16 protein-coding genes are annotated in these 23,172 nt (G+C 68.3%); 10 read left to right on the top strand and 6 right to left on the bottom strand.

Annotation, left to right across the window (positions count from 1 at the left end):
• Positions 1–181 precede the first annotated feature (181 nt).
• The 4 genes from LQV16_RS06905 to secA all read left to right on the top strand — a co-directional run bounded on the left by LQV16_RS06905 (position 182) and on the right by secA (position 6,136).
• Entirely contained in the window at positions 182–1,162 is a 981-nt protein-coding gene (locus tag LQV16_RS06905) for a phosphoribosyltransferase family protein (protein ID WP_229993170.1), read from the top strand.
• A gap of 155 nt (positions 1,163–1,317) precedes the next feature.
• A complete protein-coding gene (gene raiA / locus LQV16_RS06900; RefSeq protein ID WP_229993169.1) occupies positions 1,318–2,043 on the top strand; it encodes a ribosome-associated translation inhibitor RaiA in 726 nt (241 codons plus the stop codon).
• A 33-nt stretch (positions 2,044–2,076) separates the two neighbouring features.
• A complete protein-coding gene (locus tag LQV16_RS06895) occupies positions 2,077–3,294 on the top strand; it encodes a crosslink repair DNA glycosylase YcaQ family protein (RefSeq protein WP_229993168.1) in 1,218 nt (405 codons plus the stop codon).
• Between the two features lie 103 nt (positions 3,295–3,397).
• On the top strand, positions 3,398–6,136 hold the full coding sequence (gene secA / locus LQV16_RS06890; RefSeq protein WP_229993167.1) for a preprotein translocase subunit SecA: 2,739 nt from the start codon (positions 3,398–3,400) through the stop codon (positions 6,134–6,136).
• A gap of 145 nt (positions 6,137–6,281) precedes the next feature.
• Here secA and LQV16_RS06885 read toward each other — a convergent pair whose 3' ends face one another.
• A complete protein-coding gene (locus LQV16_RS06885; RefSeq protein ID WP_229993166.1) occupies positions 6,282–6,764 on the bottom strand; it encodes an Rv3235 family protein in 483 nt (160 codons plus the stop codon).
• A 165-nt stretch (positions 6,765–6,929) separates the two neighbouring features.
• Positions 6,930–7,739 carry a LysM peptidoglycan-binding domain-containing protein gene (locus tag LQV16_RS06880; protein ID WP_229993165.1) on the bottom strand — a complete coding sequence of 270 codons (810 nt, stop codon included), beginning with the start codon at positions 7,737–7,739 and terminating at the stop codon, positions 6,930–6,932.
• Between the two features lie 200 nt (positions 7,740–7,939).
• Here LQV16_RS06880 and LQV16_RS06875 point away from each other — a divergent pair, with 200 nt between their 5' ends.
• On the top strand, positions 7,940–8,509 hold the full coding sequence (locus LQV16_RS06875; RefSeq protein ID WP_229993164.1) for a hypothetical protein: 570 nt from the start codon (positions 7,940–7,942) through the stop codon (positions 8,507–8,509).
• A 14-nt stretch (positions 8,510–8,523) separates the two neighbouring features.
• Here the strand turns inward: LQV16_RS06875 and LQV16_RS06870 are convergent, their stop codons facing one another.
• Positions 8,524–8,745, bottom strand: coding sequence for a helix-turn-helix domain-containing protein (locus LQV16_RS06870; RefSeq protein ID WP_229993163.1), 222 nt, complete (start codon positions 8,743–8,745; stop codon positions 8,524–8,526).
• Between the two features lie 152 nt (positions 8,746–8,897).
• On the opposite strand from LQV16_RS06870, the gene LQV16_RS06865 reads away from it, so the two are divergent.
• From LQV16_RS06865 to LQV16_RS06850, 4 genes are read left to right on the top strand one after another with little or no spacing between them, the layout of a single operon-like run.
• Positions 8,898–9,542, top strand: coding sequence for a hypothetical protein (locus LQV16_RS06865; protein WP_229993162.1), 645 nt, complete (start codon positions 8,898–8,900; stop codon positions 9,540–9,542).
• The gene (locus tag LQV16_RS06860) at positions 9,539–10,864 is read left to right on the top strand and encodes a chromosome partitioning protein (protein ID WP_229993161.1); all 1,326 of its coding nucleotides are present in this window, start codon (positions 9,539–9,541) and stop codon (positions 10,862–10,864) included. Before LQV16_RS06865 ends, LQV16_RS06860 begins: the two co-directional genes overlap by 4 nt.
• Before the next feature lie 57 nt (positions 10,865–10,921).
• Entirely contained in the window at positions 10,922–15,796 is a 4,875-nt protein-coding gene (locus LQV16_RS06855; protein WP_229993160.1) for an NAD-glutamate dehydrogenase, read from the top strand.
• A 36-nt stretch (positions 15,797–15,832) separates the two neighbouring features.
• Complete coding sequence (locus tag LQV16_RS06850; protein WP_229993159.1) at positions 15,833–17,302, top strand: PAS domain-containing sensor histidine kinase; 1,470 nt, start codon at positions 15,833–15,835, stop codon at positions 17,300–17,302.
• Between the two features lie 116 nt (positions 17,303–17,418).
• On the opposite strand, the gene LQV16_RS06845 is transcribed toward LQV16_RS06850, so the two are convergent.
• Positions 17,419–17,667 carry a WhiB family transcriptional regulator gene (locus tag LQV16_RS06845; RefSeq protein ID WP_003804966.1) on the bottom strand — a complete coding sequence of 83 codons (249 nt, stop codon included), beginning with the start codon at positions 17,665–17,667 and terminating at the stop codon, positions 17,419–17,421.
• Positions 17,668–17,909: 242 nt separating this feature from the next.
• Positions 17,910–18,155: a hypothetical protein gene (locus LQV16_RS06840; RefSeq protein WP_229993158.1), complete on the bottom strand. Its 246-nt coding sequence runs from the start codon at positions 18,153–18,155 to the stop codon at positions 17,910–17,912.
• Positions 18,156–18,218: 63 nt separating this feature from the next.
• Here LQV16_RS06840 and LQV16_RS06835 point away from each other — a divergent pair, with 63 nt between their 5' ends.
• Positions 18,219–18,614 (top strand): hypothetical protein, encoded by a 396-nt coding sequence (locus tag LQV16_RS06835; RefSeq protein ID WP_229993157.1) that lies wholly within the window; start codon positions 18,219–18,221, stop codon positions 18,612–18,614.
• On the opposite strand, the gene LQV16_RS06830 is transcribed toward LQV16_RS06835, so the two are convergent.
• Positions 18,582–22,880: an FtsK/SpoIIIE domain-containing protein gene (locus tag LQV16_RS06830; RefSeq protein WP_229993156.1), complete on the bottom strand. Its 4,299-nt coding sequence runs from the start codon at positions 22,878–22,880 to the stop codon at positions 18,582–18,584. The two genes, LQV16_RS06835 and LQV16_RS06830, sit on opposite strands and share 33 nt — an antisense overlap.
• Between the last annotated feature and the right edge of the window lie 292 nt (positions 22,881–23,172).

The following is a 23,172-nucleotide window of genomic DNA, read 5'->3' as shown; positions in this document are numbered from 1 at the left end:
GCCTTCGGGCGGCGGCGCCTTCCGAGCCAGCGCCTTCGGGCCGCGGCGCTGGGCCGCTATCCGTGGGCCGCTATTGGTGGGCGGCTACCAGCCAGGGCCGGTGAGGGCGCCGGACGGCGTGTTGTCCACATAGCGGGCCGCGGGGCTATAACCGGGGGCGCCCACGGTCCAGGATCGAAGGATGAACAGCCACACGGGCCAGGGCGCCGGCCAGGGGCGGCCGGCCGCGGACCCGGACCTTGCCCCGCCCGCACCGACAGCGGCGCGACACCGCGGCAGCTACGCGCGGCCGCTGGCGAGGCTGTGCGACCTGACGGCCGAGGCAGCGGCGGAGGTGCTCGCCCTGGCCCTTCCAGTGGACTGCGCCTGCTGCGGGGCGGAGGACTTGGCACTCTGCGGCGCGTGCTCCCGGAAGCTCCGCCTGCTGACGCTGAGGCCTTTCCGGGCAGAGGCCCAGGCTCCGGCCCTGATGGATATGGACGGGTCCGTGCTGCTGCCCGTGGTGGCGGCCGGGGCGTACCGGGCCGAGCTGGCGCAGTGCCTGCTGTCCTTCAAAAGCCACGGGCAGGCCCGGCTGGGCGCCGAGCTGGCCCGGGGCCTGGCGCGGGCGCTCCATGCCGCGGCCGGGCCGGCGCAGGGACTCGTCCTCGTCCCCGTGCCCACGAGCACCGCCGCATTCCGCAAGCGGGGATTCAGTCCCGTCCACCTCCTGCTCCGTCGGCTGGTCCGCGGCCATGCAATCCCAGGATTCACCGTCGCGGACGCGCTTCGGAAAACCATGCCGCCCGCGCGGAGCCGGATGCCCCCCGCCTTGCCACTGTTGGACTGGTTGCGGGCCGGCCGGAAAGCGGACGGCTACCTGTCCGGCGGACAGAAAGGACTGGGCCGGGGTGCCCGCGCCCGGCGCGTACGCGGATCCATGCGGACCAGGTCCGGCCCATGGCCTGCCCGAGTCGTGGGACGTTCCTGCATCATCGTCGATGACGTGCTGACCACCGGTGCCACCTTGGCGGAGGCGGCCCGTGCGCTTCGGGCCGCAGGGGCCATTGTCAGCGGCGCCGTCGTGGTGGCCGCGACACGCCCGCCGGCCACCGCCGACGTCGGCGCCGCCAGCCCCGCGGTGGCGCAGGGGAACGGCGGGACGCAAAAAAATAAACCGTAAAAGGATGAATAACAGGTGTCTATGAACTAACGTCGAAGATGGGTACCAAGAACAGATGTACCTGTCGATAGCGGCTCGGAAAGGGGCTCGACTGTCAGTCAGATCGGCCCCGGGAAGTACCGCCGTCGTGTCACCGAAGTCATTTGGAGGGCACCATGGAGTTCATGATCAGCGGACGCAACTTGACGGTCTCAGACCGGTTCCGCGAATATGCCGACGACAAGATCTCAAAGATCGCGTCGTTGGGAGACAAGGTCCAGAGGGTAGACGCGAAGGTCACCAAAGAGACCAAAGCCCGCCAGACCGCCGAATCGCTCACGGTTGAGTTGACAGTCCTGGGGCGCGGCCCAGTAATCCGCGCAGAAGCGAGTGCCGCCGACAAGTTCGCTGCGTTCGATCTCGCTTACAACAAGCTTCTTGAACGCCTGCGCAGGGCCAGGGACCGCAGAAAGGTCCACCACGGCCGGCACACGCCGAAGTCCGTCACCGAGGCCACGGCAGCCCTGGAGCCGGCGAGCCCCAGCGAACCGCTCTACGTGGAGGCGGCGCAACAGCTTCAGGCCCAGGCGCCGGCGGCAGAGAAGTCGCCGTACGATGTCGAAAACGATATTCCGGCCGGCGATTCGCCCGTGCTGATCCGCAGGAAAGTGTTCGCCGCGGCCCAACTCACCCTCGATGACGCCGTCGACAACATGGAACTTGTGGGTCACGACTTCTACCTTTTCGTGGACAAGGAGACCAAGGCGCCGTCGGTCGTGTATCGCCGTGACGGCTGGACCTACGGGGTCATCTCCCTTGACCAGACGTGCGAGCCCGGACATTCGAGTCTGGAAGAGAAAATCCTGGCCTACCGTTCAGAGGATGAGCCCGCCAGCGCATAAGCTGGTGCAGACTTTTCCGACGAAGGGACTAACGTGCAAGCATCGCTGAGCCTGGCACAGGCACGGCGGATCGCATTGGCAGCCCAGGGATTGGAGAAGGAACGGCCCGCCGGACCCGTGAGCGCACGGGCGGTGGGCCGTACCTTTACCCGGCTGCACCTGGTCCAGATCGACTCCGTCAATGTGGTGTCCCGCAGCCACTTCCTGCCCTTCTTCTCGCGGCTCGGCAACTACGACCGAGCGATCCTGGCGCGGATGGCGGGGACCCACCCGCCCCGGATGATGGAGTACTGGGCCCACGAAGCCTGCTTCATCCGGCCGGACCACTTCCACGACCTCGTGCAGTGGCAGAACCGCAAATGGGTGGGCGCGCACAGCATGGACCCCGAACTGCGCAACGGGGTGGCGGCCAAGGTGCTGGAAACCCTGGCCGCCGGGAAACCGATGACCGCCGCCGAACTCACAGCCCGGCTCGGCCACGTGGAGGATCAGCAGCGGGAGAACTGGGGCTGGAACTGGAACGCCGTCAAAAGGGTGCTGGAACATCTCTTCGAAGAGGGCGTGGTCTCCGCCTCCTCCCGGACCGAATCCTTCGAACGGCGCTACACCCTCACCGCCAGGGTGCTCCCCGGCCCGGGCGTGGAAGCGGCGGCGCCAGAACCGGACGCGGCTGCCGCGATGGACCGGCTGATCGACGCCGCGGCCCGGGCCCACGGTATTGGGACCGTGCGGTGCTTCGCGGACTATTTCCGGACCCCGCAGAAGGCAGCCGCCGTGGCAGTGCGGAACCTCGTGGACAGCGGCAGGCTGGAACCGGTCGCAGTGGCCGGCTGGGACCGGCCCCTGTACCGCCACGCGGAGGCGAAGCTTCCGCGCTCAGCCACCGGCCGGGCGCTCCTGAGCCCCTTCGACTCCTTGGTGTTCGAACGCCGGCGGCTCGAGGAGCTGTTCGGGTTCCACTACCGGATCGAGATCTACACGCCCGAGCCGAAGCGGAAGTACGGCTACTACGTTTTGCCGTTCCTGCTCCGCGACGCGATCGTCGCCCGGGTGGACCTCAAAGCGGACCGGGCCGGCGGCCTGCTCCTGGTAAGGACCGCCCATGCGGAAGCCGGCGCGCCGGCGGACACCGCCGTCGAACTCGCCGCGGAACTGCAGCTCATGGCAGAGTGGCTGGGGCTGGACGGGGTAGTTGTCTCGCCAACGGGGAACCTCGCGCCGGCGCTCGCCGAAGCCGTCGCTGCCCGGTAATTCGCACTATCCGCTGTGAGGGAACAGGCGCCACCGGCCCTGCGTCTCTCCCGTAGACTAAACACGCCAGAATTCGGCAGCTTGAGACTGGGAGCAACTTCACGTGGCATCACTTATCGAAAAACTTCTCCGCACAGGTGACAAAAGAACCCTGCGGCAACTGCGGAACTATGCCGATTCCATAAATGCCCTGGAGAGCTCCTTCCAGACCTTCACGGATGCCGAGCTCCGTGAAGAAACTGACCGCCTGCGCGAACGCCACCAGGCCGGCGAGAAGCTGGACGATCTGCTGCCCGAAGCCTTCGCGGCTGTCCGCGAAGCTTCATCCCGTACCCTTGGCATGCGCCACTTCGATGTCCAGCTCATGGGCGGCGCCGCCCTGCACCTGGGCAACATCGCCGAAATGAAGACCGGTGAAGGCAAGACCCTGGTGGCCACCGCTCCGGCCTACCTCAACGCCCTCGCCGGCAACGGCGTCCACGTCATCACCGTGAACGACTACCTCGCCGAATACCAGTCCGACCTCATGGGCCGTGTCTACCGCTTCCTCGGCCTGACCAGCGGCTGCATCCTGTCCAACCAGGATCCCGCGGTGCGCCGCGAACAGTACGCCGCGGACATCACCTACGGCACCAACAACGAATTCGGCTTCGACTACCTGCGCGACAACATGGCGTGGGACAAGTCCGAGCTCGTCCAGCGCGGCCACCACTTCGCCGTCGTCGACGAAGTGGACTCGATCCTCATCGACGAGGCCCGCACCCCGCTCATCATCTCCGGCCCGGCCCAGGGGGACACCAACCGCTGGTACAGCGAATTCGCCAAGGTGGTCACGCGCCTGCACGCCGAGACCGACTACGAGGTCGATGAGAAGAAGCGCACCGTCGGTGTCCTCGAGGCCGGCATTGAAAAGGTCGAGGACTACCTCGGCATCCACAACCTCTACGAGTCCGCCAACACCCCGCTGATCGGCTTCCTGAACAACGCCATCAAGGCCAAGGAACTGTTCAAGCGCGACAAGGACTACGTCATCCTTGACGGCGAGGTGCTGATCGTCGATGAGCACACCGGCCGCATCCTCGCCGGCCGCCGCTACAACGAGGGCATGCACCAGGCCATCGAAGCCAAGGAAGGCGTCGAGATCAAGGCCGAGAACCAGACGCTCGCCACGGTGACGCTGCAGAACTACTTCCGCATGTACGACAAGCTCGCGGGCATGACCGGCACGGCCGAGACCGAGGCCGCCGAGTTCATGAGCACCTACAAGCTCGGCGTCGTTGCCATCCCCACCAACCGCGACATGACCCGGATCGACCAGGCCGACCTCGTCTACAAGAACGAGACGGTCAAGTTCGACGCCGTCGTCAAGGACATCACCGAACGCCACGAAAAGGGCCAGCCGGTCCTCGTCGGCACCACCAGCGTCGAGAAGAGCGAATACCTCTCCCGTCTGCTGGCCAAGGAAGGCGTCCGGCACGAGGTCCTGAACGCCAAGAACCATGCCCGGGAAGCGTCCATCGTGGCCCAGGCCGGCCGCAAGGGCGCCGTCACGGTCGCGACCAACATGGCCGGCCGCGGTACCGACATCATGCTCGGCGGCAACGCCGAGTTCACCGCCGTCGCCGAACTGGCCAAGCGGGGCCTGGACCCGGAGGATAACTCCGAGGAATACGAGGCCGCCTGGCCCGAGGCGTTCGAATCTGCCAAGCAGGCCGTCAAGGACGAGCACGAGGAAGTCCTGAACCTGGGCGGACTCTACGTGCTCGGCACCGAACGCCACGAGTCCCGCCGCATCGACAACCAGCTCCGCGGCCGTTCCGGACGCCAGGGCGACCCAGGCGAGTCCCGGTTCTACCTCTCGCTGACCGATGACCTGATGCGCCTGTTCAACTCCGGCGCGGCAGAACGGCTCATGAACAGCTCGGTGCCGGACGACGTCGCCCTCGAATCCAAGCTCGTCTCGCGCGCCATCGCCTCGGCCCAGGGCCAGGTGGAAGGCCGCAACGCCGAACAGCGCAAGAACGTCCTGAAGTACGACGACGTCCTGAACCGCCAGCGCGAGGCAATCTACGGTGACCGGCGGCGCATCCTCGAAGGCGATGACCTCCACGAGAAGGTCCAGTACTTCCTCGAAGACACCATCAACGCCTTCATCGACGAGGCCACGGCCGAGGGCACCGGCGATGACTGGGACTTCAACCTCCTGTGGTCCAATCTCAAGACCCTGTACCCCGTGAGCTTCACCCCGCGCGACGTCATTGACGAGGCCGGCGGCAAGTCCCGCGTCACGGTCGACTTCCTCCGGGAAGAGATCCTCTCCGATGCCCGCCTGGTTTACCAGGCCAGGGAGCAGGCGATCGGCTCCGAGAGTATGCGCGAACTGGAGCGCCGGGTGGTCCTGTCCGTCATCGGGCGGAAATGGCAGGAACACCTCTATGAGATGGACTACCTCAAGGAGGGCATCGGGCTGCGCGCCATGGCCCAGCGCGACCCTCTGGTGGAGTACCAGCGCGAGGGCTTCATCATGTTCCAGGCCATGATGGAGGCCATCCGCGAGGAGAGCGTCGGCTTCCTGTTCAACCTCGACGTCGAAGTGACGCCGGCCGAGGACGTTGTGGTGGCCGATGCCGAGGGCCAGCACACCGAACACCACGAGCCGCAGATCCATGCCGCCGGACTCGAGGCCCCCGAGAAGCCCGCGCAGCTGCAGTACACCGCCCCTGGCGAAGACGGTGCCGCCCAGACCCGGATCGAGGCGAAGGGCACCGGACGCTCCGGAAACCCGGCCAAGGCCGCGGCGCAGGACATCGGCCGCCGCACGGCAAAGAAGAAGCGGCGCTAGGCACGACGCCAACATGGGGGAGGACCGGAGCAACAGCTCCGGTCCTCCCGTGTTTTGTGCCTCCTTTCCCTGGCAGGCCGGGCCCGGTTTCTGACCGCTTCTGCCTTCGGCCGCTTCTGCCGGCTTCTGCCTGCGTCCCCGCCGTTCAGCCGATCTCCAGCACGGTGACACGCCAGGCCGCCGTGCCGCGCTCCAGCCGCAGCGCCACCGCGCGGACCCGTGATTCCTCGACCACGACCGCGCTGGCCTCGTAGACGTCATCCGAAACGCGGCAGGCCCGGACGGACCGGACAGACGGGTTGCGGTGCAGCCGGCCGGCCGTGGGCGAGCTGCCGGAGGCCACCCGGCGGGTCAGCGCGGCGCGGTGCTGCAGGGCCGCCAGGCAGCGCGGGTCCAGGCGGCGGGAGAGCTGCTGTGCGGGCCGCGTTCCGGCCAGCACTTCGATGGCCGCCTGCACGGTGCTGCGGGAAATCGCGCAAATCTCGCGTGCCTCGTCAACAACGCGCAGGGGCGGCGGGGCCGCGGCGGCGCGCACGGCCGCCGCCGCCGTGCCGGACACAACCCGGAGGGCGGGGGCGTGCGGGGCTGTGGTCGCCGCGGCTGAGCGGATCCCGGTGACTGCATTCATGACGGTTCCTTTGCTGATGGCTGATGGCTGATGGCTGGCGATGCTGGTGCTGGCTGAACTTCCTGATCCTGAACTTCCTGCTCCTGAAATTCCGTCGGGCCCTGGTTTTCGTCCTGGCTGCGGCCTTGGCTGTGGTTCCGGCCATGGCCGCAGTGCGGCGCGTCCCTAGTTTGGCGGCGGGAGGACGAGGACCTGTCCGGGACGCAGGAAGTGCGGGTTGGCTCCGATGGTGTCGCGGTTGCCCGCATAAAGCCGGGGCCACTCTCTTGCGATGTCGGCGTCGGAAGCTAACGGCCCCAGCGCGGCCGCGGCGATGCTCCACAGCGAATCACCGGACCGGACCGTGACCTCCCTGCGGGCGCCGGGTGTGTCCGGCGAGCGTACCTGGCGCGCGGCCAGGGGGCCGGCATCCACGGCCGGACTCACTGGCTTCCACCGCGGATCTACCGCGGAACCGGCGGCCGGATCGTGCGGCCCCGGCGCCGCGGCCCACCCGGGTGGCGGCGTCCACGATGCCGACACCGCTGCCTGGCCAGGCAGGCCCGGCCCGGGCCCGTCGGAGACAGTCGCCGCGGTGGCCAGCGGCGCGGTCAGCAACTGCAGGCCGACGGCGGCGAGAAGAAGCCGTCGCATGAAGGCCGGGCTGAACCGGCCTGTGACGGCCGCTGCACGGGTCCGGCCGAGACGGTCAAGCAGCGCAGCTGCGGCGGCGATGGCGAGCGTCATCACCCACCAGGTGATGACGATTAGTCCGGCGGTATTTGCCAAGATCCCCAGCTGGTCCTCGAAGGAAAGTGACTGCCGGCGTGCCGAGCCTGACTGCCAGCGCTGGACGAGGAAGCCGCCGGCAGTCGCGAGGAAGATCCCCAGCAGCAGGATGGCAGTGGCCATGGCCGCGTCGGCCCGAACCGTCTGCCTGGGCGCGGGCAAGGGCAGCCTCTGGGTCCGGGTCTGCGGTGCTGCTGTCCGGTCCATGGCTGCTTCCCTCACTCGATCCGAATATTGTTTGATGCTGTTTGATGTCATTTGATGACTTTTAAGGCTGTTGATTGAAGTCTGGGCCTGTAGGAACCGGTTTGTCTAGATGCAGTTCGGTGCCTGTGGATGAATTGGAGCCCGTTGATTCACGGTGCCTGTGGATTGACCGGTGCGGGAGGCGCGCCTACGCTGACGCCATGCGGTGGGACGCCCTGTTTGACGACATGGAGGCGCAGCTGGCGGCGCGCCAGCGGCTGGATTTTGAGGCAGAAGTAGCGGAGCGCGCACTGGTGGACTCTGCGGGCGTGGAGCTCGCGGACCGGCTCCGCGGATCCCTCGGGCTCAGTATCCGCGTGCACGTGTCCTCAGGGGCGGCGTTCGAGGGGGTGCTGAGCCACGCGGGCAGCGAAGCCCTGGTCCTTGATGAGCCCCAACACCAGGTGCTGATTCCCTATGCCGCTGCCGCGCAGTATGTGGGCCTTTCGCGGATGGCGGTCTCCGAACCGTCAGCCGTCCGCCGGCGGCTCGGTTTGGGCAGCGCACTCAGGGGACTCGCCAGGAACCGGGCGCGGGTGGCAATATTTGTCTCTCCCGGCCGGGCAGAGGCCGCGCTCCACGGCGTCATTGACACAGTTGGCCGGGATTTCCTGGATCTGGCCGTGACGCGGGAGGGCGGCGACCGGCTTCCGGCGACCGACCGGCAGGTGGTGGCCATTCCATTTCGCGCCCTGGCGGGCATCAGATCCGTCAGCGCCGCGGGCCGATAGTCAGAACGCCGAGTTCAATTTCCGGCAGACTTCGACCTGGCCTCTTCGATCATGCGACTGGCCTCGGCGTAGCGTTCCTGGATGTATTGCTCAAGCATCTTCTCCTCGACACGCCACTGGCCGCGGCCGCCCACCTGGATTGCCTTGAGCTGGCCGCTGCGAACGAGCGCGTAGGCAGCCGGAGAGTTGATCTGGAGCTGCTCGGCAACGTCAGCGAGAGTCAGGAATCGGGGCATGAGTCCATTTTGCCACCGTTGATGCCTACTGGTGCGGTTATCCACAGTTTGCGGCTGTTTGGCCCTGGATCTTCCGCGCGGGCCGCCCGGGCGCAACAATAGGGGTGCCCGGCATCGAGGGAACGGGCGGCGACGACAGGGGGAGCGGACGCATGAGTGGAAGCGCGGCAGCCGAAGGGGCCCGTTTGAAGAAGCCGTCCTGGAAAGACCCCCGGCTCCTCGTCGGAATCCTGCTGGTCCTGGCATCCGTGGTGGGTGTGGTCTCGCTGGTCGGTGCCGCGGACCAGACCACCGAAGCGTACGCGGCGCGGGAGCCGATCGCCGTCGGCGAGACGCTGACCGTCGACAAGCTGCACCGGGTCAAAGTACGGCTCGGCGAGGTGGAACGGCACTACCTGACCCCGGAGTCAGGTCTGGATGCCGGCCTCGTGGCCGTACAGCGGATCGGCAAGGACCAGCTGCTGCCGCGCGAGAGCACAGGCCGGCTCGACGGGCTTGACCGCAAGCCCGTCGCGGTCACGGTCGAGGAAAATCTTCCCGCGCAGGCCGTGGCGGGCTCCCGCGTGGACGTCTGGGTGGCCCTGCCGGATACCCGCAACGGCTTCAGCGAGCCCACGCTGCTCCTCTCCGGCGCCGAAATTGCCCAGATCACCTCGGGCAGCACTGCCCTGGGGTCCTCCCGGTCGATGGTGGTCATGGTGCTGGTCCCGGACGCCCAGATGCCGAAGCTGCTGGGAGCCCAGGCCAACAAGGCAAAGATCGCGGTCGTGTGGAACCCGGGCGGTACCGCGCGATGAGCATTCCCGTGGTGACGGTGGGGGACTCCCGCGATGACCTGGTGGGCGGCCTGGAGCGTCTGCACGGACCCGTGTCCGTTGTCCGGCGGTGCACCGAACTGGCGGAACTGCTGGCCGCCTGCCAGAGCGGGCTGGCCCGCGCCGCTGTCGTCGCGGCGGGCAGCGAAGAACTGACGGCCTCGCTGGTGGACCGGCTGTCCGCCGTCGGCGTCGTCGTCATCGCCCTCACTGATGATCCGGAGGAAACGGCCCGCCTGCGGACCATTGGCGTGGCGGCGGAAGCCCGCGCTGTTGATGCCGCGGCCCTTGCGGCGCGGATTTCCGCAGCGGTGGCGCAGCTCAGTGGCACCGGACTCCGGCCCGGGCTCGCTGGGACCGACGATGCTTCCGCCGTCGCCGTCACGGCCGCCGGGCAGGTGCCGCGGTCTTCCGGGGCGCACCCAACCGCCGCAGGCACTGCCGCGAAGGGCCGGATCATCGCGGTCTGGGGTCCGGCTGGCGCGCCGGGCCGGACCCTGGTGGCCGCCAACATGGCGGGGGAGCTGGCCGCGGACGGGCAATCGGTGCTGCTGGTCGACGCCGACAGTTACGGTGCCAGCGTGGCCGCCCTCCTGGGTCTGCTCGATGAGGCTGCCGGGCTGGCCCAGGCCTGCCGGCTGGCAGACCAGGGACTGCTCGACGCCGACGCCCTGCTCAGGATCGCCACGACGGTGGCGACCAAGGCCGGGACGTTTCGTGTGCTCACCGGGATCACGCGGGCGGACCGCTGGACGGAACTGCGCCCCGCGGCGCTCACGCTGGTGCTGGAGCGGGCCCGGGAGATCGCAGAAGTCACCGTGGTGGACACCGGATTCTGCCTGGAATCCGATGACGAGCTGGGCTTTGACGGCGGGGCGCCGCGCCGCAACGCCGCGACCTTAAGGAGCCTGGAGCTGGCCGACACGGTCTTTGCCGTCGGGGCGGCCGATTCCATTGGCGTGCCGAGGCTCGTCCGCGGTCTGGCCGAGCTCCAGGCGGCCGTCCCGCAGGCAGCGCCCCAGGTGGTCATGAACAAAGTCAGGTCCTCCGCCGTCGGGCGGTCGCCCGAACGCCAGCTCCGGGCTGCCTGGGAGCGGTACGGCCCCTCGGCGCCGTTGTCGGCGTTCCTGCCGTCCGACCCCGCAGCGAGCGACGCCGCCCTGCTGTCCGGGGCACTTTTGCTTGAATCCGCCCCCGAATCTGAGTTGCGGCGTGCGATCGCCGGATTGGTTTGTGCACCTGCCCAGCGAAACAAGAAATCCTTTGTCTTTTCTTCCACAGCAGAGCGCCGGGCAAAGGGTTAGGGTCAACATAAGGGCCGCAAAGAAGCGGCTGTGAACTTCTTTTATGGAGGCGTTTCGATGTCGTCTGGGTCCAGCGTGGAGGATCAGCCCGTTTCGATCGGTAGTAGCGAAAGCTACCTCGGGGATTACTACGAGCACCTCGCGGAGGAGGATTTCCGGGCCTATCCCCAGGAAGTCCTGACGGCAAGGGCCGATACCCACCGCCAGATCGCGGCGACGCGGAGGCCAGGCATCGCGAACATCGCCGTCCGTGACGAGGCCGATTGCAGTGTCCTCTACATCGTCACCGATGACATGCCCTTCCTCGTGGACTCGGTGAACGCCGAACTGGTCCGCCAGAACGCACCCATCCACCTCGTGCTGCACCCGCTTTTCGTGGTGACCCGCAACCGCGCTACCGGCGACCTGGTCAAGGTGGCACGCGTACCCTCCCACCTGGGCATCTCCAGCGGCGACACGGCGGCCATGCCGAACCTCTCCCACCTGATCGCCGAGGGCGACAACGCCTCGCACATGGAATCCTGGATCGCCGTCGAGATCGACCTCGTGGGCGAGGGCAAGCGCGCCGAGCTGGTCAAGGGCATCACCCGGGTGCTCGGCGACGTCCGCGCCGCCGTCGAAGACTGGCCGAAGATGCGGACGAAGGCCCTTGAGATCTCCGCGGATTTGGACAGGGTGGCCAACCGGGCACAGATTGCCGAGCTGCGGCAGGCCCAGGACCTGCTCCGCTGGCTCGATGACGGGAACTTCACTTTCCTCGGCTACCGCGAATACGACCTCGTGAACGTATCCGGCGAGGATGTGCTGGAACTGCGCGAGGAAAGCGGCCTCGGCCTGCTCCGCGCCGGCGCGGACAGCCGCCAGGTCCAGCACCTCACCGACGCCGGCAGGAGAAAGGCGCGCGAGAAGCGCGCGCTGGTGATCACGAAAGCAAACTCCCGCTCTACCGTGCACCGCTCGGCGTACCTGGACTACATCGGCGTCAAGAGCTTCGACGCCGCCGGCAACGTCAACGGGGAACGCCGCTTCATCGGCCTCTTCGCCACGACCGCCTACGCCGGCTCCGTCCGCGACATCCCCGTGGTCCGGGAAAAAGTTGCCGCTGTCCTCCATGACGCCGGCTTCCCGCCGGACTCGCACTCGGGCAAGGACCTGTTGGGCATCCTCGAGACCTACCCGCGCGATGAGCTGTTCCAGATCGAAATCCCGGACCTCGCCGCCATCGCCACCGGCATCCAGCGTCTGCAGGAACGCCGCAGGACGCGGCTCTTCCTCCGTCCCGACATCTACGGCCGGTTCATGTCCGCCGTCGTCTACCTGCCGCGCGACCGCTACACCACCAACGTCCGCCTGCGCATTGAGCAGGAACTGCGGGAGACCTTCAACGCCGTGTCCATCGACTACGAGGCGCGCATGACAGAGTCCGCTCTGGCCCGCCTCTTCTTCCGGATCCGGCTGCCCAAGGACGCCGACGTCAGCAACGTCAACAGCGACGAGCTGGAGAAGCGCCTGGTCCGGGCCGCCCGCTCCTGGGGCGAAGGCATTTCCGAAGTTCTGCGCGCTCGCGGCGACGGCGGGGGCGCCGGCGTCCGGGAGAACGGCGCCAAGGAACTGGCCGCCGTCTGGGCGGAGGCGTTCCCTGCCGGCTACCGGGTGGACTACGAGATCGAAGACGCGCTGCAGGACATCGACCGCTTCGAAAAGTACGGTGCCGCGGCCGAACGGGCCGGTGAAGGCGTCAAGGAGCAGCCCGGCGTCCACGTTTACCTGCCCGACGGCGCCGGCGCCACGCTGGAAGAGGACGCCCGCGTCAAGCTCTACATGCTGGAGCCGAAGAGCCTGAGCCAGATCCTGCCGTACTTCCACAACCTGGGCCTCGAGGTCCTGGACGAACGCCCGTTCGAGATCGAGACCGCGGATCACCGGGATTTCTTCCTTTACGACCTCGGCCTCAAGTACCCCGCCGGTGTGGATCCCCAAGCCACCGGGCAGCTGCTGGGCGAGTCCTTCGGCGCTGCCGTGACCGGCGCCGTGGAGTCCGACAGCTTCGACCGGCTGGTGCTGCGGGAGGGCATGCACTGGCGCCAGGTGGTCGTACTGCGCGCCTATGCCAAGTACATGCGGCAAATGGGCAACACCAACTCCTTCGGGTTCCTGGCCGACACCCTGCTGGCGAACGCGGATGTCACGCGGGGACTCAGCGCCCTGTTCGCGGCACGCTTTGACCCGGCGCTCAGCGACGCCGACCGCGTGCTCAGGGAAGTCGAGGTCCTCGCCGGACTCGACGCTGCGATCGAGCAGGTCGCGACCCTCGACGCCGACCGGCTGCTGCGCACGTTCAAGAACCTGATCCAAGCCACGCTCCGGACGAACTACTACCAGAACAAGCCCCACCTGAGCTTCAAACTGGATCCGTCCCTCATCGGGGGCCTGCCGTTCCCGCGGCCCATGTTCGAGATCTGGGTCTACTCGCCCCGGGTCGAGGGCGTGCACCTCCGCTTCGGCAAGGTGGCCCGCGGCGGCCTGCGCTGGTCGGACCGGCGCGAGGACTTCCGCACAGAAATCCTGGGCCTGGTGAAGGCGCAGACCGTCAAGAACGCCGTCATCGTCCCGACAGGCGCCAAGGGCGGCTTCTACGCCAAGCAGCTCCCGGACCCCGCGGCCGACCGCAGCGCCTGGATGGCCGAGGGCGTCGAGAGCTACAAGACGTTCATCCGCGGACTCCTGGACATCACGGACAACCTGATCGTGACGGCCGAGGGCGAAACCGTCAGGCCGCCGGCCGACGTCGTGCGCCATGACGACGACGACTCCTACCTGGTGGTCGCGGCCGACAAGGGCACCGCGTCCTTCTCCGACATCGCCAACGGACTGGCCGGCGAATACGGCTTCTGGCTCGGCGACGCCTTCGCGTCCGGCGGCTCCGTCGGCTATGACCACAAGGCCATGGGCATCACGGCCCGCGGCGCCTGGGAATCGGTCAAGCGCCACTTCAGCGAGCTGGACCTCGACACCCAGGCCGAGCCCTTCACCGTGGTGGGCGTCGGCGACATGTCCGGCGACGTGTTCGGCAACGGCATGCTGCTCTCCAAGCACATCCGCCTGCTGGCCGCCTTCGACCACCGGCACATCTTCCTCGACCCCACTCCGGATGAGGCAACGTCCTACGCGGAGCGCCAACGGCTCTTCGAACTGCCCCGGTCCTCGTGGGATGACTACAACAAGGCGCTCATCAGCGAAGGCGGCGGCGTCTTTGCCCGGCAGGCCAAGTCGATCCCCGTGTCCGCACAGGTCCGCGCCGCCCTCGGCCTCCCGGAGGGCACCACGGAGCTGAGCCCGCCGGAGCTCCTGCGCGCCATCCTCCTCGCCCCGGCGGACCTGCTCTACAACGGCGGCATCGGCACCTACGTCAAGGCCAGCACCGAAACGAATGCCGAGGTTGGCGACAAGGCCAACGACTCCATCCGCGTGGACGGCCGCGAACTGCGGGTCAAGGTGGTCGGTGAAGGCGGAAACCTGGGGATGACCCAGCGCGGACGCATTGAGGCCGCGCTGCAGGGCGTCATCCTCAACACGGATGCGATCGACAACTCGGCCGGTGTGGACTGCTCGGACCACGAAGTCAACATCAAGATCTTCGTGGACCGGATGGTCGCGGCGGGCAAGCTTGAGCCCGCCGAGCGTGCGGACTTCCTGGCCTCGATGACCGACGAGGTCGGCCGGCTGGTGCTCGAGGACAACATCGACCAGAACATCCTGCTCCTCAACGACCGGATGCGGGTCTCCGAATGGAGCCCCAGCTACGAACGGCTCATGGACTGGCTGGAAAAGTCGGCGGACCTCAAACGGGACCTCGAGGCGTTGCCCACCACGGCCACGTTGCAGGAGCGCCTGGAACAGGGCCAGGGGCTGACCTCCCCGGAACTTTCGGTCTTGGCCGCCTACGCCAAGATCGAACTTGCCACCGCGCTGCGCGACAGCGACCTCGCCGATGACCCGTGGTTCCGCACGACGCTGCGGGCCTACTTCCCGGAGCAGTTGCGGGAGAGGTTCGACGCCGAACTGGATACCCACCCGCTGCGCCGCGAGATCATCGCGACCGTGGTTGCCAACGACATGATCAACCTCGGCGGCATCACCTTCGCGTTCCGCGCCATTGAGGAAACCTCGGCCACGGAAGCGGCCCTCGCCAAGGCGTTCGTTGCCCTCCGCGAGGTCTACGAGCTGGACATCATGGTCAAGGAACTCAACGAACTGCCGGCGTCGTTCCCGACCGAACACTGGAGCACCGTCCACCTTGACATCCGGCGGCTGCTGGACCGCGCCGTCCGGTGGCTCCTCGGCCAGGGTTCCGCGTCCCGTCCCATCGCCGAGATCGTGGCCGAATTCAAGCCGCTGATGGATCCCATGCGGGCCCGATTGCTCGATTACCTCCGGGGCGACGACCGCGCCCGTGTGGCCGAATGGCTTCAGAAGGCGCGCAGCTGGGACCTTCCGGAAGACCTGGCACACCGCTGGGCGGAACTGTTCGAGAGCTTCGTGCTCCTGGACATCGCCAAGATCGTCCATGTCAGCAAGGAATCCGTGGCCGATATTGCCCACGTCTACTACACGGTCTTCAACCGCTTCCATGCAGATTCCCTCCTCGAACGCATCACCAAGCTGCCGAGGGCGGACCGCTGGCAGGCACTGGCCCGTGCAGCCCTGCGCGATGACCTCTACTCCACGGTCTCGGACATGACGACGGCGGTGCTGGAGAACACTCCGGCCGGGGCTCCGGCCGAAGAGCGGCTGCTGGCCTGGGAGGGCCAGAACGCGGAGCAGCTGGGCCGGGCGAAGTCCATGTTTGATGAGGTCAATGCGCTCGAGGCCGATGACATGGCCTCACTGTCGGTAGCATTGAGGCTCTTGAGGTCAATCGTCCGACGCTAAGGGACTGCCGTCCCTGGTGTCGCAAATGGAGGTGCTGTGGCAATCTTTACGGACCCAATCAGGGAACATGCTGATTTTGGCCCGGGGGACGCCGAATGGCTGCACCTCCTGGTCGGCGACTGGCAGATGGTCGCCGACCTCGCGTTCGCCGATCTCGCCCTGTGGTTTCCGCATCCTGAGTTCGGCTACGTGGCCCTCGCCCACGTCCGCCCCTCCACCACGCACACGGTGTTCCACGCCGACTTCGTGGGGGAGGGGATCAGGTCGGACCTGCAACCGCTGGTCGACAAGGCGTGGGAGAGCCGCGCGATCGAGCGCTCCAACGAGACCAATTGGAGCAGCGATATGGCGCTGCGGGTCGAGGCCGTGCCGATGGTCCGCAACGGCCGCACCCTGGCGATCGTGACCTCCCACATGGACCTCTCCAGTTCACGGATGCCCTCCCGGCTCGAGCTCACCTACCGGCAATGCGCCTACGATCTGCTGCGCATGGGAACCCTGGGGCTGTGGCCGGACTTCGCGTCGCCCACAGGCTCGCGCCGCGGCGCCCCGCGTGTGGGCGACGGCCTGATCAGGCTCGACGCCGAGGGGATCGTGCAGTACGCCAGCCCCAACGGGGTCTCTGCGTTCCGCCGCCTCGGCGACGGCGAGTCCCTCGAGGGCCGGTCCCTCGCCGAGGTGACGGCGGGACTTTTGCGGGACCGGCGCATGGTCGATGAAACCCTGCCGCTCGTCGTCACGGGCCGCATGCCGTGGCGCAGCGAAATCGAGTCGCGCGGTGTGAGTCTTTCGCTGCGTGCCATCCCGCTGCGCGACGAGCAGCAGCGGTTCGGTGCCTTGGTCCTGTGCCGGGACGTCTCGGAGCTGCGCCGCCGGGAGATGGAGCTTGTCACCAAGGACGCCACCATCCGCGAGATCCATCACCGGGTGAAGAACAACCTGCAGACCGTCGCGGCTCTTTTGCGGATGCAGTCGCGGCGCATGGTCAGCGACGAGGCCAAGCAGGGGCTCGAGCAGGCCATGCGGCGGGTGGCGACCATTGCCCTGGTGCATGAGACGCTCTCGCAGGGCCTGACCCAGAGCGTCGATTTTGACGAACTCATCGGCCGCCAGTTCCGCCTCTCGGCCGAGGTCGCCTCGCCCTCACAGCAGGTCAAAACCCAGCGTTCGGGCCTCTTCGGGGAACTGCCGAGCGACTTCGCCACCCCATTGGCCCTCGTCATCAACGAACTGGTCACGAACGCCGTCGAGCACGGGCTGGAGGGACGGACCGGTACTGTCTCGCTGCTCGCCGACCGCTCGGAGACCGAGGACGGGGACGAACTTCTCACCGTGACGGTGGAGGACGACGGCGTCGGACTGCCGGACACGCCGTATGTCGAGGGCCTTGGCCTGCAGATTGTCCGCACACTGGTCATGAGTGAACTCGGCGGCACCATCCACTGGCAGGCCAGGGAGGGCGGGGGAACCGCAGTCCAGATTGTCCTGAGCCTCACGTCGCGCTGACGTTGCACCCGGCGGCTTAAACGGGCAATGGCCGCGGACCTTAGGGTCCGCGGCCATTGCTGCAGGGTCGTTCGGTGGCTGCCGGCGCTGTAGCTGCCGGTGCTTGGGCAGCGGGATCAGGAAGCGCGTCGTGCCCGTGCAGCGCGGCGTTTCAGGGCGCGGCGCTCGTCCTCGCTCATGCCGCCCCACACTCCGGCGTCCTGGCCGGACTCCAAAGCCCATTGCAGGCAGGTATCCACAACGGGGCAGCGGCGGCAAACACTTTTCGCTTCCTCGATCTGCAGGAGGGCAGGGCCCGTGTTTCCAACGGGGAAGAACAGCTCCGGGTCCTTGTCAAGGCAGGCTGCGCGGTTACGCCAATCCATGCTGATCAGTCACTCCATTCGTGGGAACTCGTTAAACGCCTTTGTGAAATTATTCACTAGAGGCTTCATAAGAAAAGGGCCCATTGGGGCCCCCTCGGTCATCTGGATTAAGCGTGTCATGTTAACGCTGTGTAAACAAGGGGTAATAGAGGTCAAGATGCCTCGAGACCGTGAGCGATGCATCACATTCAGTGGCGGCGTCCTCACATCTAGACGACTATGTCCGGTAGTGTGCCAGTGTGTCAAGGCCCCCTGTGAACCCTGAAGACCCCCGTGAAAACCCCGGTGAAAATCCCAGCGAACGCCCCGGTGAAGATCCCGGAGAGAGCCGCCGCGACGAGAATCCCGAAGAGAGCCGCCGCGACGAGAATCCCGGAGAGAGCCGCGGCGACGAGAATCCCGAAGAGAGCCGCCGCGACGAGAATCCCGGAGAGAGCCGCGGCGACGAGAATCCCGGAGAGAGCCGCGGCGACAGTGACGGCGAGCATCCCGGCGAAAGTTCGCGCCGGCATCCGGACGGAACCCCTGCCGGAGCCGCTGCCGGAGACTCTGTGCGGCCAAGAGGAATTGTTGTCATCGCCGTCGTCGTCGCGCTGGAGGCCTTGGCGCTGCTCGTGGCCGGCGGCTGGTACGGGACCCAACTCCTGACCGGAGCCCCGGTGCTTTCCTTCTGGGGTGCCGTCTTCACGCTGTGCCTGCTGCTGGCGTTCTCCGCATGGCTCTTTGCCGTGGCACGCTTCCTGCTGCGGGGCTTCCGTTGGCCGCGGGCAGGTGCCCTGGTGGCCCAGCTCTTCGTGCTGACCATTGGCTTCCCGACGCTGACCGGAGGCTATCCGCTGGCCGGACTGGCCATGCTGATCCCCGCCGTGACGGCGATCGTGCTCCTGTTCGACAAGCGGGTCATAGCGTTCGCGTCACGGGCAGCAGGGGCCCCGCCCGCCCTGTAACGGGCCGTCCCGCGCGGCGTGCTGCCCGGGGGAGAGCCGGACCTGCCCGGGGGAGACCCGGTCCGGTCCGCCGGCAGGCCGGATCGGAGCCAGCGGGAGGGCAGCCCCCAGCTGAACAGGAGAGCACGGGGCAGCCAGCTGGACCGGCGTAGCTTGGCCGTCGGAAATGACGACGGCGCGTCCCGGCGGAGGACTGTGCTCTGGTTCGATCCGGACCCCGAACGGCTCGCCGTCCAGGAGCCCCCGCGGGCGAATCAGGACCGCCCGTCCCTGGCTGCGCGCGACGGCAGCGAGATCCACCCGTTGCCCAAAGCCCGGGCCGAATCCTGCCGTGAGGATCACCCTCCAGCCCAGACTGTTCAGGGCCGCCAGGGCGCTGTTGGCTTCGTGTGCCAGCAGGTCGGCGTCGTCTGCGAGCGCAATCGCTGTCCGGTCCAGGGTGCCCGCGAGTGCGCTGGCGCGGAGCCGGGACCAGTACTGGCCGGGTTCGGACCCCGGCCGGGGCGCGAGCCAGGTGCACGTCGGGTTCATTCCCGGGAGCGCGGCCAGCAGCGTGCTTTTTCCGGAACCCGGGCCGCCGAGGACCGCGAGGACGCTGCCTGCCGGTAGCCGAATCCCGTGCGGCCGGAGTTCGTCTCCGCCGAGCCCGAGCAGCAGTGCCGCCGCTGGGACGGGGGAGTGCGCGGCGCCAGGCATGGCTGCGGGCAAGCCAGCGGGCGGCGGAATCCGTTGCCCTGGCCCGGGGGTGCCGCAGTGGGCCAGCACCTCGTCCACTCTCACGAACACAGGCAACGCGTCCACCCGGAAGGGCCTCGTCGTGACGGCTCCGCCTATGGGGCACTGCCCGCCCGCGGCCGTCGGTTCGAACAGTTGGGCCGCGTGCCCGGTCGCCAGAGGGGCCGGCACAAAAACACCGAACACGGCCACGCGGCCGGGGACCGGCTCCAACGCCGGAAGCCGGGGCCACGCAAGGCGGCCCTCGTCGGTAGAGCCTGCGGGAAAGAAGATCCGGTTGGGCAGGCCCCCGAAAAACCTGGCGGTCACCAGCTCGCGCTCGCCAGAGACGATGACCGTTATCCCTGCCCGGGGGCCGTCCCGCACAATGTCATGAACGAGTTCTTCGGCCCATGCCTGCGGTCCGGAACGAAAAGCCGAAACCCAGGCGCCCCAGCCACTGAGCACCAGGACCAGCCGGGTCCGCGACCAGGCCGCGGGCGCACTCAGCCGTGACGTGACTTCTTCGGCCACCCGCCTCAGCACCCTGGCGGCCCGGCGCAATTCATGCAGGCCGGCCACCGCGCCGACCCGGGGCGCCGTCGCGGCGGCGTTGAAAACACCGGCGGCGTCGAGAATGTAGAGGTGCGACTCCACACGGCCGGCCAGGAGCTGATCGACAGCGAGGGCCAGGGCGGCGTCGCTGGCGCCGGCTTCAGCGCCGACAAGGCCCAGATGCCCGTGCCCGGCAGGACTCCAGCCCAGCTCCTTGACGCGTTGGAGTTCCGGCAGGTCCACCAGCCCCAGCCGGACCGTGTCCCGGTCGGAGGGCCCGGGACCCGGATCCGGCAGCAGGGCCGGCAGGGGATCTGCCACCGGCCGGCGGGGCGGCCGGCCGCCGAGTTCCTGCCACAGGCCCACGGCGGCGTCGATGAGCGGCGCCGCCCCGTGTGCCGGCGTCAGGGCCGCGCCGCTGTCGTGGGCTTCATCGTTGCAGGAGCCGCCGGTCAGGCGATCGGCTACTGCCGGCGGCCCCGTGAGATGGTCCGTGACCGTGCGCACCGTGACCGCTCCGTCTGACCGCACGGCGGTCCGGGGCGTCAGGGTGGCCGTCTGGAACTCCTCCGGGGCTTGTGCGCCGCGGATCAGGAACGCGCGCCCGGGACGTGCGATGGGGATGGCGGCCGCCTGCCCGGAGCCCATGATGTCGAACGATTCGGGGCCGGACTGGACGCGGAGGGCGATGCGGGTGGTGACGTTGGCCCTGATATCGGCGTTCAGGGCTCCCTGCGGGCGCTGCGTGGCCATGATGAGATGGATTCCCAGTGACCGGCCGATGGCGGCAATCCGCATGAGCTCTGAGAGGGCGCCGGGCACTTCGTCCACGAGGATCCTGAACTCGTCCACGACGATGACCAGATAGGGGACTTGCGGGCCTGCCGCCGGCGACGACTCATAAGCCGCGAGATCCGGGGCATTCACCCGGGCGAGCAGTTCCTCCCTCCGCCGGACCTCTGCCCGCAATGAAACGAGCGTCCGCTCCACCTGCGCAGCGCCCAGATCCGTCAGCATGCCCACGCAGTGCGGGAGCCCGGTCAGCGGGCCCAGGCCCGAGCCGCCCTTGAAATCGATGAAGAGCAGGTTGACCCGGTCCGGCGGATGGCCAGCCGCGAGGCCGGCGGCAAGAGTCCGCAAAAACTCCGACTTCCCGGAACCGGTGGTCCCTGCAACCAGGAAGTGCGGACCGTCCGCCTTCAGGTCGATCTGCAGGGTCCCCTGGCTCCCCGTGCCGACCGCTGTGCCCAGTCCGGACTCGGCGCCGGTCCGGGACCACCGCCGGGAGATGTCCGGCGCCGCGAGGGGAAGGACATCGGCCAGGCTGCAGTGCCGTGGGATGGACGGCGGGGGAGCCTTCGGAGTGCGCCGTGTGGCATTGATGCCTCGGCAAAAGCGGTCAAAGACCACCGCCGGGACCAGATCCGGGACGAAGTCCTGGGGCGGGGCCCCGGCGGTGATGAGGGTGCTGCGCCGGCCGAGGACAATGCCGGGGTGTTCTGCGGGACCCTGCTCCGGCGAGCACTCGATCACGCTCCACCCGTGTGCCGCGGCCAGGGTCCGGAACGCCGGCCCGGCATCAGCGTTGTCCGGCCCGGGCGAGGCCCCTGACTGGCCGGGAGTGTCCCAAAGGATGAGGACTCCGCGGTCGAATCCCTCGCCCGGACCGCCATTCAATCCGCCGGGACCGGCAGCCAACAGGGTCGCGGTGGTGGCGTCATTTGCGGACAACGTGACCCGGGGCAGGAAACGCGCTGACAACGGCACCGTGTCCGCCGGGCCATGCAGCACCAGGCGGGTGCTGCCGCCGAGGGGATAGGCAGCCAGCTGCAGGATGAACGAGCGCACCAGCCCGGCCACGGCCGGCGCCGGGCCGTGGATGGTCACCACCGCCGGCGGCGGGTCCAAGGTCAGGGGCACCTGGCCGAGCGGCGGCGGCCGGAAGCCGGAGTCGGGTGGTTCCAGCCGGATGTTCGCCGCCTGATCCGCCAGCCCGAGCCGCAGGCAGACGTCCGCTGGCTCCCCGTGAGGTGCACAGGCAGCCGGGGGTGCCCCGGCCACGCAACCGATGACCAGGTCCGCCGCGGAAGGAGCCGCACGCCGGCGTCGTTCCCTGTCCTGCAGGGCGGCCTCCGCCACAGCTGCGTTGAGCTCGCGGCGCTGGCGGCGGCCCGACAGGAACGGGACGAGGACGGATACGCCTGAGACTGCGGTGAAGGCCAGGAACATCCACATGCCGGTGAGAAGCGCCAGACCGATGCCGACCAGGAGCGGCAGCACCGCCGTCAACGCCACGGCGGCCCGGTGGCCGGGGGCGGCGTTGCCCCGGACGACCAGCGGCGCGGCAACGCTGGAGCCCGCAAGCGCCGTCACGGAGTCCGCGGCAGCATTGGGCACCACCGGCGGGCCGAGCCGGAGCGAGATGGTGGAGTCGCCGCAGCGGATCGCGGACGCCGTGGTCACCGGGGCCATTCGCACTTTCCGGCCGTCGACGCTGGTTCCGTTCGCACTGCCGAGGTCCACGATCGTGACGTCCGAGTCCGAGACGTCCAGGCGCGCGTGCTCCCGGGAAAGTGCGGCATCCGGGATCACGATCTCGGTACCGCTGCGTCCGATCCGGAGCTGGCCCCGGCGCAGCGCGACAAGCGTGCCCGCGCCGGGACCGCTGTCCACTGCGAGCAGCAAAGTGGCTGTTTCGGGGTGGCCGGGTCCGGGGCGGGATGCTGCGCCCGACGTATTAACGACCCCTGCACCGTCGGCCAACGCACCGTCAACCAATACGGCACCTTGGACCAGGGGAGGCACGCCAACCGTCAGAGCGGTGACCGGGGCTCCCCGGACGGACAGCCCGCCGGTCCCGTAGCGCCGGGCGATGGCGGCCTCCAGGTCCGCGCCCGGGCAGGGCTCCGGGACCTCGACGGACAGCTCAATGAGCTGCCCGTCCGGCGTCGAACCTGCCATGAGGGTGCAAGGTGCGAGAGTGCAGTGGAAGATCATCCGGGGCATCCTTTCCTGCGTGGCGGCCCGGGTTCCACGTTAGGGATGCCTCGGCCCGGCTGCGCGCCGGAAATTAGGCCATGTGGATAAACGGGGGCAGCCCGGCGACGGGCCAGACGGCTCCGAGCGCGCCCCGTACGCGCCCCGGCCGGCTCCGAGCGCGCTCCGTACGAGCTCCGGACACGGGCCGGACGCGGGCCGCGCGGCGGGGGCCGGGCGCCGACTGCAATGGAGCCTCGGGTAGGCTAGTGCAGCAGACAATGCGCAACATTGGGCTGCCCGCATTCGAATC

Source organism: Arthrobacter sp. Bi26 (genome assembly GCF_918697925.1).
Lineage (GTDB): Bacteria > Actinomycetota > Actinomycetes > Actinomycetales > Micrococcaceae > Arthrobacter.
Note: the sequence above shows the minus strand (reverse complement) of the source record. Positions and strands in the feature narration are given on the sequence as shown.

What these genes read in the sequence shown, in the direction of transcription:
- LQV16_RS06905 (WP_229993170.1), top strand. Translation starts at nt 182, where the DNA reads ATGAACAGCCACACGGGCCAGGGCGCCGGCCAGGGGCGGCCGGCCGCG.
- raiA (WP_229993169.1), top strand. Translation starts at nt 1,318, where the DNA reads ATGGAGTTCATGATCAGCGGACGCAACTTGACGGTCTCAGACCGGTTC.
- LQV16_RS06885 (WP_229993166.1), bottom strand. Translation starts at nt 6,764, where the DNA reads ATGAATGCAGTCACCGGGATCCGCTCAGCCGCGGCGACCACAGCCCCG.
- LQV16_RS06880 (WP_229993165.1), bottom strand. Translation starts at nt 7,739, where the DNA reads ATGGACCGGACAGCAGCACCGCAGACCCGGACCCAGAGGCTGCCCTTG.
- LQV16_RS06875 (WP_229993164.1), top strand. Translation starts at nt 7,940, where the DNA reads ATGCGGTGGGACGCCCTGTTTGACGACATGGAGGCGCAGCTGGCGGCG.
- LQV16_RS06870 (WP_229993163.1), bottom strand. Translation starts at nt 8,745, where the DNA reads ATGCCCCGATTCCTGACTCTCGCTGACGTTGCCGAGCAGCTCCAGATC.
- LQV16_RS06865 (WP_229993162.1), top strand. Translation starts at nt 8,898, where the DNA reads ATGAGTGGAAGCGCGGCAGCCGAAGGGGCCCGTTTGAAGAAGCCGTCC.
- LQV16_RS06860 (WP_229993161.1), top strand. Translation starts at nt 9,539, where the DNA reads ATGAGCATTCCCGTGGTGACGGTGGGGGACTCCCGCGATGACCTGGTG.
- LQV16_RS06855 (WP_229993160.1), top strand. Translation starts at nt 10,922, where the DNA reads ATGTCGTCTGGGTCCAGCGTGGAGGATCAGCCCGTTTCGATCGGTAGT.
- LQV16_RS06845 (WP_003804966.1), bottom strand. Translation starts at nt 17,667, where the DNA reads ATGGATTGGCGTAACCGCGCAGCCTGCCTTGACAAGGACCCGGAGCTG.
- LQV16_RS06840 (WP_229993158.1), bottom strand. Translation starts at nt 18,155, where the DNA reads ATGCTCGCCGTCACTGTCGCCGCGGCTCTCTCCGGGATTCTCGTCGCC.
- LQV16_RS06830 (WP_229993156.1), bottom strand. Translation starts at nt 22,880, where the DNA reads ATGATCTTCCACTGCACTCTCGCACCTTGCACCCTCATGGCAGGTTCG.